This window comes from Stenomitos frigidus ULC18 (genome assembly GCF_003003795.1).
Classification (GTDB): Bacteria; Cyanobacteriota; Cyanobacteriia; order Leptolyngbyales; family Leptolyngbyaceae; genus Stenomitos; species Stenomitos frigidus_A.
The window spans coordinates 24,114-34,065 of record NZ_PVWK01000021.1; the positions used below are offsets into that span (position 1 = coordinate 24,114).

Below are 9,952 nucleotides of genomic sequence, written 5' to 3' on the forward strand. Positions count from 1 at the left end.
GCTCAAAAACTAATAGCTGATACCAAAACATTCTCTCTAGCTATAGCCATGCTGGGAGAACGGGGTGCAGGCGTGGAACCCCTGGCTGGGGGCACGCCGCCCCTATGACCCCTTTGATCCAATGTCCTAAGGTTGGGGCAACAGCTAATGGCTAATTCATTGTCGCTGACTCTGGTGCCGTTGTTTCTTGGGCAGGGTGAAAGTAGTCATAGATTTGCTGCGCGAGACGAGGCCCAATACCCGGCACCGTGGCAATTTGTGCGGGTGTCGCTTCACGCAGGTAATCGATCGACCGAAAGGTAGCCAGCAGTTGTTTCTGGCGATGGTGCCCCAGCCCTGGAATCTCATCAAGACGCGATCGCCGCATGCGATCGCTACGCTGCTGGCGATGGAAACTGACAGCAAAACGGTGCGCTTCATCCCGTAGCCGACGCAGTACCTGGACGCCTGGTTGTTCTGCCTCCGTCTTCAACGGGAAGGATTCTCCTGGCAGAAAAATTTCCTCTCGCTGTTTGGCAAGGCTGACCACTTTCACATCGTCCAGTAAGTTCATCTCTCGCAAGACCGCCACCACCGCTGAAAGTTGTCCTTTCCCACCATCAATCATCACCAGATCAGGGAAATCAGCCGTCGCGGACACATGCCGACTGAGCACTGAATCCTGCGATGCCCTGACCAACTCCCCCTTCTCTTTGAGCGCTGCATACTTACGGAAACGCCGACGAATGACCTCTGCCATACTGGCGAAGTCGTCCGAGTGCCCAGAGACAACAGTAGGCGTTTTGATTTTGTAATGGCGATAGTGCTGCTTGGCCGGTAACCCGTCAATGAAGACCACCTGAGACGCGACCGCATCTGACCCCTGAATGTGGGAAATATCGTAGCCTTCAATGCGGCGAGGCAGTTCGGGTAGATCTAGTATGGCGGCGAGGTCGAGCATGGCCTGAGCGTTACGATCGGCAAACCGCTGCGTGCGTGCCAATTCATACTCCGCATTGCGCTCCACCATCTCGATCATCTCGGCTTTCATCTGACGTTGAGGGGTCACGATCGCGACCTTACGCCCCTTCGTCTCACTCAAGAACTCTGCCAGCATGTCGCCTTCGGGTAAGTCATGCTGCACCATAATCTCCGCCGGAATTTCGACCGCATCCACGGTTTGATAATGTTCTTCGAGGACACGCTGCAAAATGGCCCCTGGTTCACCCGATTGGGCATCGGCAACAAACCCCAAACGTCCGACTAAACGACCCGCACGGATTTGGAAGAGCTGCACACAAGCGTATTGGTCATCGGCCGCAAGGGCGATCGCATCTCGCGAAATGGTATCGTCCGCCATCGATACCTTCTGGTCAGCACCTAATAGCTTCAGCCCCGCAATCTGATCGCGAATTCTTGCTGCTTGCTCAAAGTTCAGCGCCTCGGCCGCCTGCTCCATTTGAGCCGTGAGAATGTCCGTTAGCTCGCGAGTGCGTCCCTGAAAGATCATCGCCACCTTTTGCACGATCTTGTGATAGTGCTCTGGGGTAATCAATGCCTGACAAACACCGGGGCAGCGACCAATATCGTAGTTCAAGCAAGGTCGATCCTTAAACAGCGGCTGGGGACGTTGCCGCAAGGGGAAAATGCGTTTTACCAGATGCAGCGTTTGCCGTAGCAGTCCGGTATCCACATAAGGCCCGTAATAGCGGTCTTTTTCCTTGCCCAATCGCCGTTTGCGAGTGATAAAGATGCGCGGATACGCCTCTGACCAGGTAATGCAAAGATAGGGATACTTTTTGTCGTCCTTCAGCAACACATTGAAATGGGGCTGGTGCTGCTTAACCAGGTTTGCTTCCAGCGCCAGCGCCTCAGCCTCAGTATCCGTAACAATAAACTCGATTTCTGCAACCTGCTTGACCATCAACGCAATGCGCGGACTCAGCCCCTGGTTGTCGCGGAAGTACGAGCGGACACGCGATCGCAGTTTTTTCGATTTACCGATATAGAGGATCTGATCGGTTGCATCCCGCATGTAATACACGCCTGGTTCCGATGGAATTTCCTTAAGGCGGTTTTCCAAACGGTCTGGATCTTTAACCAGGGTCAGAGCTTTAGCAGAGGTCACAGGCAAGAGCTTCGTTGTAAGGCTTCATCTCAATTTTAAACGAATCTATCGAGACTTCAAACGCCGCTAGAGACTTATGCCTCCGTAGTCGCTAAGATCAAAGTGTATCCAATTAAACATCTACATACTGAACTTTGTCATATGACGCTCGAAGAGTTTGAATCGCAAACCCGTGAGGAACTGGAACAGACCCTCAATCAACTGCAAGCCGCAACGCTGCTTATTGCGGAGTTGACAACCCAAATTTCCCAGACAGGCAGAACTGTGCAGGTACTCAGTCATCACATTGAAACGTTCGTTACCGAACAGAGAAGCCAATAGGTTGCGAACCGCTTACTGCACCATCAGATACTTTAATTCATCGCAAATCACCTGCCGCACGTGGGGGAGCATCACAGGTTTAACTAGATATTGGCGGGCACCTAAATTCAAAGCATGGTCTCGATCGGCTTGAAAGGCAAACGCTGAAATCACCACAATGGGTGTTTTCGACCACTCTAAGGTTTGTTGAGCTTGCTCTAGTACGGCAAAACCATCAACGTCTGGCAACTTTAGATCAAGCAAAACCAGATGTGGGCGAAACTGCGCCATTTCTTGAGCGAACTTAGAACCGCTAGAGAGGGTCTGAATCGAGTAACCACAATGCCTCAAATAATCACTCATCAGCTGACGACTGATCTCGTTATCTTCTACCAGCAAAATGCGAATGCTAGAGCTTAAATTAAACCCAGGGGCGACTGTTGTTTGCATAGAGTTTTTTACTCTGCCGCGAGCCAATCCGACGTTGCCATTTTGGGAGTTGCAGGTACAGATAAAAAAGAGGCGCGCGTAATCGATGCTTGGAAAACAGCTTATTACGGCTCAGCCCATAATTAATCTATAAGGAAGACTATACAACATGTAGAGGGCATGGTCAGCGATCCAGATCACTCCACTCAGTATTTTCATCAGAGCGCTTGTGCTAATGGTAACTTGTATTTGATCGGTAGACGTCAGTACGTGTCGATTTCTGCCAAAAAGTGACTGAGTTTTAACATGAGAAACTGCTGTAACGGCATTTAGAGGGTTGGGAAGGGTTCAAACGATCGCAGACTCTGGCAATGCCCCCTGCATTCTAGCAAGCCAGTTGAGTAGACTATCAAGCTGCTGATCGGCGTTGAGTGCGCCCAATCCCCGTACCGTCACTTTGCTGGGCGTATAGACAAAGCGTGAGTGTAAGTGGTCTGGCAAATTGGCTTTGAGCAAATTCCAGGCAGGTTCTGCCATCGGCGTTTCCAGTACAATGTGCTGAGTGCCGTCAGGCTTGATGCGAGAGAAGCCGAGCTTTTTAGCAATTTGCTTAAGCTCGACAATCCGCATGAGTTGCAGGGCCGCAAGCGGAATCGACCCATAGCGATCGCTCCAGTCTGCTGCAATTTCCGTGAGTTCTTGTTTGCCACTGGCAGAGGCAACGGCGCGATAGGCACTCATCTTTTGATCTAGATCAGGAATGTAGTCAGCGGGAATAAACGCCGTCAGGTTGAGGTCAATCTGCGTATCATCGACGGTAGGAATTTCTTGACCACGGATTTCGCCGATCGCTTCTTCCAGCATTTCGATGTAAAGGTCGAAGCCGATCGCATCCATTTGACCCGACTGTTCTGCACCCAACAGATTCCCCACGCCACGAATCTCCATATCACGCACCGCAAGCTGGTAGCCAGAGCCAAGCTGCGCGAATTCCTGAATGGCTCGAAGGCGCTGCCGTGCCGTATCGGTCAACTGGTTTTGCTTCGGGTAAAACAGCCATGCGTGTGCCTGAATGCCTGCTCGTCCTACCCGTCCCCGCAACTGGTAAAGCTGCGACAGCCCAAACTTCTGGGCATCTTCAATCAGAATGGTGTTAACGCGAGGAATATCCAGCCCCGATTCAATAATCGTGGTGCAGACGAGGATATCAGCTTCACCTTCGCTAAAGGTCAGCATCGTGGTTTCCAACTCGGCTTCGGGCATTTGACCGTGGGCGATCGCAATGCGAATACTCGGTATCATTTCTCGCAGCCGGGTGGCAATTTCCTCAATGCCTTCTACACGGGGCACCACGTAGAAAATCTGTCCTCCGCGATCGAGTTCCTGCCGCATGGCCGTGCGAATCGCCTCTGGATCATAGGGGGATAGATGGGTTTTAATCGGACGACGTGAGGGTGGCGGGGTCGTAATCAGGCTCATCTCGCGCACACCCGAAAGCGCCATGTAGAGCGTTCGTGGAATGGGCGTGGCGCTTAACGTCAACACATCTACCTGCGTTCGCAGCGATTTGATTTTCTCCTTCTGGTTGACCCCAAACCGCTGCTCTTCATCGACCACCAGCAAGCCCAAGTCCTTTGGCTGCACATCTTTACTCAGCAGTTGGTGCGTGCCCACGACAATGTCCAGTTCACCCGTTTTCAGGCGCTGCATGATGTCCTTGCGCTCTTGCGGTGTGCGAAAGCGGTTGAGTAAGCCAATCTGAATCGGGTAAGGGGCGAACCGTTCTTTCAGCGTATGGTAGTGCTGTTGCGTCAGGATAGTGGTTGGAGCCAACATGGCCACCTGTTTACCAGCCGTCACCGCTTTGAAAATAGCGCGAATGGCCACTTCGGTCTTGCCGAAGCCGACGTCCCCGCAGACGAGACGATCCATTGGGCGATCGCTCTGCATGTCTTGTTTGACATCTTGAGTTGCCTTGAGCTGATCGGGCGTCGGCTGATACGGGAAGGACTCTTCCATTTCCTCTTGCCAGGGCATATCAACGGGATAGGTAAAGCCGACCTGCTGGGCACGCTGGGCGTACAGTTGAAGCAGATCGACTGCCACTTTTTTGATCGCTTTGCGAACCTTGCTCTTGGTCTTTTCCCAGGCTTTGCTGGACATTTTGTTCAGTTCGGGTGTGGTGTCGCCTGCCCCTCGGAAACGCGAAAGCGAACTGAGCTGATCTGCTGCCACGCGTAGCAATCCATCGGCATACTGCAAGACCAGATATTCACGGGTTTCGTGGTTTAGCATCAGGCTTTCCAGCTTTAAGAAGCGACCAATACCATGATTTTTGTGCACCACATAATCGCCCGGACGCAGTTTGTTTGGGTCAACCTGCTTGGATGCCGCACGGCGACGTTTCCGCACATAGCTAGGCGTTGCCAGAGAATGCTGCCCAAAGAACTCTCGGTCTGTAATGACGGCTAGCCGGAAGGTTGGCAGAATGAAGCCTTCGAGTTCCGCTAGCCCGGAATACTTCACCGCAACCGGGACGTGCTGCACCTGAAGCTTGTCGATCGCCAGGTAATCACGCGGATTGGGAATGAATTGCGCTGGGCAATCATGCTCTTGCAGCAACGACACCGATCGCGATGGTTGCGCCGACACCAGCCAGATCGAAAAACCGCGATCGCGTTCATCCCGCAAGGTTTCTGCCAGCCTGCCAAACTGATGCGGAATCGCAGGCACTGGACGACTCGCCAAATTAATCGGCGCAGGCCCCTTATCTTGTGCCGTACGAACTTTCGGCTCTTCTGCCAGTTCTGATAAGTAGAGGTGATCGAACAGTTTGATCTCTGTCAAAGACTCCGTAAACGGGCGATGAATGCGGGATAACTGCTGACCGCTGACCGGTGCCCGCTGACCGCTAATTTCCCCATATTGTTCTTCGGCGTGCTCAAACCACCGATCGCCATGCGCTTCCGATTGCTCTGGTTCGTCCATGGCAATCAGCGTGTCTTCTGGTAGGTAATCTAGCAGTGAAGCGGGTTTGTCGAAGGCAATGCCCAGAAAGCGACGAGAGCCTTCCAGCAGTTGCCCTTGATCAAATTTCTCTTGATCTTCTTCAGAGAGAAACGCCTTCACTGCAGCCGCTTTGCTACCTGTCAGCGCTGCTTGAATAATGGGGCCAAAATGGGTCGGTGTGAGTACAAGCTGTTCAATGCGATCGAGTGATCGTTGCGTTGCCGGGTCAAACTCCCGAATTTGGTCTAGCTCATCGCCAAACAATTCCAGTCGTATCGGCAGTTCAGACGCCACCGGAAACACGTCAATGATATCTCCACGTCGGCTCCACTGCCCTTCTGTTTCGACCAGCGGGACGCGATCGTAGCCCAGTCGAGCCAGTTCATGCCCCAATGTATCCAGATCGATTTCTGCGCCTCGCTTTAGCGTCAGACAGTAGGGCTTGAGGGCAGCGACAGGCGGCAAGTGAGGTTGGAGAGCACGTTCGGTGGTGACAATTGCCAGTGAGGAGTGAGGAGTAAGGGGTGAGGGGGAAGAGTTTTGAGTAGCGCTAGCTCCGAAGGAGCCACTTTGTGTTTCTTGTATGCCGAAGGCTTTACGCGCCGACAAGCTAGAGAGTTTTGAGTTTTGAGTTTTGAGTTCTGCTCCTCCTGCCTCCCCTGCTCCCATCTCTTCCTGACTCCTCTCTCCTCTCCCCTCTCCCTTTACCAAATCCGCCAACACCTGCAACTGCCCCCAAACCATCTCCGATTCAGGATCAAACGGCTCGTAGGGCGATGACTCTGAAGTGGGGTAGAAGTGAATGGTTTGCCAGCCCATTGCTTCCAGTTGGGCAGTCCAGCGTCCGGCTTCTTCGAGCGTGGCGGTGACGACCAACAGGTTGCGGGATTGAGCTTGCGCCAGGGCAGAACTGACCAATCCTTTGGGCAATCGTGCCAAGCCGTTCAGCTTCAAATGCTTATGCTGCTGAAGTTTCGCTAAGAGTTCTGTTGTGAGGGGCGATCGCCCCAGGGCACGAGTGATGGAAGAAAACGCCATGTTGAAGCTACGCAGTCTAATGAGAAGAGTTACCTATCTTCATCATAGATGGCTTGTTGTGTGGCTTCAGTTCTAAGTGAAGCGATCGCACGTTCTGAGTCGATCGCACACTTAAAGACACTAAATTACAAATCCTCTGGTTTTAGCCCTGTGCGTTTGGCAATGCGCGCCAACATTTTTGGACCAATTTCCTCACCGTCGTGAAAGGCAAAAACAACCTTTGCCCAATCTGGACGCGACAGGACTTTATGAGAGCCACCTGCTTTACGCTCAATACTCCAACCAATGCGTAACAAAGCCGCCAACACTTGCTTTGACAGACTTCCACTGTCTCATGCTGCCAGAAACGCAACGTGATCGAACTCGGCTACGCTTTCACCCTGTTCAAGACGGTCAGCCAAAACACGAAGCGCTAATGCTTTGACTCGTACTACTGCGTCTTCACGACTTTGCCCATAAACAAGCACTCCTGGCAGGTCTACCACCTCCGCAAGCCAGCGCCCGTCTTCTTCTTGTTCAAGCTCAATGGTCAGATCCATAAACTTTTCCGCTAGTACGATTAGTCCCAACCGAAAGGACATGCAGAAATCGATCGCTGCTTCAAGCTTACCTGTTATGCAAACAGTCGGCTCAACCGAGAGATAGCGATCGCCACCACACCGACTCACCGCTTGGGGTTCTTACCGTTAATTCAAAGAGGGCGGGAGCGATCGCCCCAGAGCATGAGTGATGGCAGAAAACGCCATGTTGAAGCTACGCAATCTAAGGAGAAGAGTTACCTATCTTCATCATAGAAAGCTTGTTGGGTTACATCAGTTTTGAGTGAGGCGATCGCTGCGGTCTCTGTCCGTCACACACCACATTGACTTGTCTCCGTACCCCTGACCGATCGCAGCATAGTGCTTTCTAGACCTCAATGATCGGCTCAACTTTGTGGTTAGACCGTGCTTCAACAGATAATTTCTCAACTACTCGATCGCCTTGATTGTGACGTTACCACCTTCCACTGCTCGAATTTGCAAATCATAGCCGTAAAGTAAACTCATCCCAACTAACGGATCAGTCTCTGCTTCGTTGACGGGAATATTTCGGTATTGCCCATCCCAGATGATGGTTGACGCATAAACTTCAAAGGTCACTTCGCTGCCATCGCCCAATGTTCCACGATCGATCCCCGTCCAGGGTAAGTCCAAGGCAACAATGACCTCACGCGGTAGGCTCAGAAAGCCTGTATAGCCTGTATCGATCACCGCATCAATCAAGCGCGTCTGACGCTTTCCGTTACTCAAGACCAGTGAAATGGTTGCTTCGCAGCTTGCATTTACAACACCGTGCATCATACAGGGTTTCTCAAGCTCCGTGCGCCAAAGCGATGAACAGCACGGTGTCCAATACGGACGATCCAGGGTTGAGCGTCGGGAAGTCGTTCAAATAAGCGATCGGTTGCAGTCAAGATCTCGTCAGCCACTTCAAAGGCTCCGGTTTCAATGTCGATCGCAACAATTTTGCCGTGGTTCCCTTCCTCCACTTGTGGGCGGACTTGAGTCTCATAAAGTTGATCACCGCGTCGGGTAAATTCTTCTTTGCTATAGCGGGGTTGTCGAACCGTCATCGCCTTACCCTTACTTTGATGGTTGCTCTTTCATTTTAATCTGAGCGATCGCATCCGCACTGACTCCTAGGCTTCTTCCTCCAGAGGGTATGGAATATATTTACGAAAGCCTTCCAGTATATCTGTATGTCTCTGCTGACTCAGATGTAGATATGCCTCCAAACCATCCATCGTGACTAAATCGACTCGATATGAGCTTCGACTATAGTTCCTAGTTTTGAATTCAAAAGTAAAAGGCGCTGAAGTAACTTCCTCAAGAACAATCTTCCCAGAGTTTGATAACTCAGCTGCGATAAGAGTGCCATCTAAAATAACTACAGGCTGAAAAAAACTGAACTCAGTTGGTTCTGCTAATATATCGCGGCTAATCTTTTCCCCTTCAGTAGTATTAGCTTCACACTCATCTTCAGCAGCTTTACATACACTTGTAAAGGCTTTATACCACTGCGAGGGCGCAGATGGATCTTTGAAAGCATGATGTACCCCTGTACCTTCCCATCTTTGAGAAATGAGTAATGAACTTTTCGACATAAATGCTGTTAATTTTGTAGGATGTTCTGGAAGATTTATGCTGGTCGTTATATTGTTCCAAGCACAGAACTGAGCCATCGGATGGAGATGAGATCGAAATACAATCCAAGGCTGCTCAGCCTTTTTAATTTCAGCAATAATATTAAAAAAGCTACACACGCATACAGAATCTTTGTATTTTAGGTTTACGGGGTAGTATGCAGAAAGGTCAATCTCTCGTGTAATATTCTCGTCCCTGTCAAAGTAGCCTTTTCCCAATTTGGCATCCCAACCTAGAGAATGAAATATTTTTACAGCCTGCATCTCTGAAACAAAGCCAGTTTTTTCCAGATCCTTAATCAGCTTCTTTTCGAATTCTTCGTTCATACTTCTGGAAGTGATGTGTCTTTACGGGCAATTAATTCTAAGGACTCTCAGCCTAATGCAATATGTTTATAGAAATATTCCCTTGAAACCTCAAACTGCTCAGTGAACCATTCGAGAAGCTCAGCATTTTCTTCGGCTACTTTATTCCGTTCCTCCCCAATTGGAAGCCGTTGATCTGATAACTTTTCACGAGAAAAGTGTAATTTAATTCCGTTTCTGTAAATCAGCTGAAGATACTGAGAAAGTTCCCTATCAAAGATAAAGAGGGCTTCATCTGTATCATTTGCAAATTTCAAAAGTGGTTCGATTTCAACATTCCCCTCATCAACTATCATTCCTAAAAGCTGCCTTACTATTCGATATGTCCGAATTTTATATTCATAGATCTCTAAAGATAAAAGCTCCCTGTCAAGAGATTCAGAAACTTGCTTCAGCTCTGGATAATCAGTCCAAGGAAGATTTTCCTCACTTTTTATACTTGATATAAGTAGCTGAGGGTTACAAAGCTCAGGTATGTAACGGTTCATGAATGAGCCAATTTCGAGGGAAACCGAAATCGT

At 50.3% G+C, this 9,952-nt stretch carries 10 protein-coding genes; 1 reads left to right on the forward strand and 9 read right to left on the reverse strand.

The annotated features are described in order from the left end of the window. Window positions 1-151 precede the first annotated feature (151 nt). Window positions 152-2,107 (reverse strand): excinuclease ABC subunit UvrC, encoded by a 1,956-nt coding sequence (gene uvrC, locus C7B82_RS04750; protein ID WP_106255163.1) that lies wholly within the window; start codon window positions 2,105-2,107, stop codon window positions 152-154. A gap of 141 nt (window positions 2,108-2,248) precedes the next feature. On the opposite strand from uvrC, the gene C7B82_RS04755 reads away from it, so the two are divergent. Beyond that, window positions 2,249-2,428: a hypothetical protein gene (locus tag C7B82_RS04755; RefSeq protein WP_106255164.1), complete on the forward strand. Its 180-nt coding sequence runs from the start codon at window positions 2,249-2,251 to the stop codon at window positions 2,426-2,428. Between the two features lie 12 nt (window positions 2,429-2,440). On the opposite strand, the gene C7B82_RS04760 is transcribed toward C7B82_RS04755, so the two are convergent. The 8 genes from C7B82_RS04760 to C7B82_RS04795 all read right to left on the reverse strand — a co-directional run. Continuing rightward, window positions 2,441-2,857: a response regulator gene (locus C7B82_RS04760; protein WP_106255165.1), complete on the reverse strand. Its 417-nt coding sequence runs from the start codon at window positions 2,855-2,857 to the stop codon at window positions 2,441-2,443. 327 nt (window positions 2,858-3,184) lie between these two features. Then, entirely contained in the window at window positions 3,185-6,883 is a 3,699-nt protein-coding gene (mfd, locus tag C7B82_RS04765; protein WP_106255166.1) for a transcription-repair coupling factor, read from the reverse strand. A 125-nt stretch (window positions 6,884-7,008) separates the two neighbouring features. Continuing rightward, the gene (locus C7B82_RS04770; RefSeq protein WP_245939731.1) at window positions 7,009-7,188 is read right to left on the reverse strand and encodes a type II toxin-antitoxin system HicA family toxin; all 180 of its coding nucleotides are present in this window, start codon (window positions 7,186-7,188) and stop codon (window positions 7,009-7,011) included. A gap of 27 nt (window positions 7,189-7,215) precedes the next feature. Continuing rightward, window positions 7,216-7,551 (reverse strand): type II toxin-antitoxin system HicB family antitoxin, encoded by a 336-nt coding sequence (locus tag C7B82_RS34965; protein ID WP_245939732.1) that lies wholly within the window; start codon window positions 7,549-7,551, stop codon window positions 7,216-7,218. A gap of 300 nt (window positions 7,552-7,851) precedes the next feature. Then, window positions 7,852-8,223 carry a clan AA aspartic protease gene (locus tag C7B82_RS04780; protein ID WP_106255168.1) on the reverse strand — a complete coding sequence of 124 codons (372 nt, stop codon included), beginning with the start codon at window positions 8,221-8,223 and terminating at the stop codon, window positions 7,852-7,854. Next, window positions 8,220-8,495: a hypothetical protein gene (locus C7B82_RS04785; protein WP_106255169.1), complete on the reverse strand. Its 276-nt coding sequence runs from the start codon at window positions 8,493-8,495 to the stop codon at window positions 8,220-8,222. Before C7B82_RS04785 ends, C7B82_RS04780 begins: the two co-directional genes overlap by 4 nt. A gap of 66 nt (window positions 8,496-8,561) precedes the next feature. Beyond that, window positions 8,562-9,392: a hypothetical protein gene (locus C7B82_RS04790; RefSeq protein WP_106255170.1), complete on the reverse strand. Its 831-nt coding sequence runs from the start codon at window positions 9,390-9,392 to the stop codon at window positions 8,562-8,564. 47 nt (window positions 9,393-9,439) lie between these two features. After that, window positions 9,440-9,952: hypothetical protein (locus C7B82_RS04795; protein WP_219904010.1), on the reverse strand; the 513-nt coding region annotated here is incomplete at its 5' end.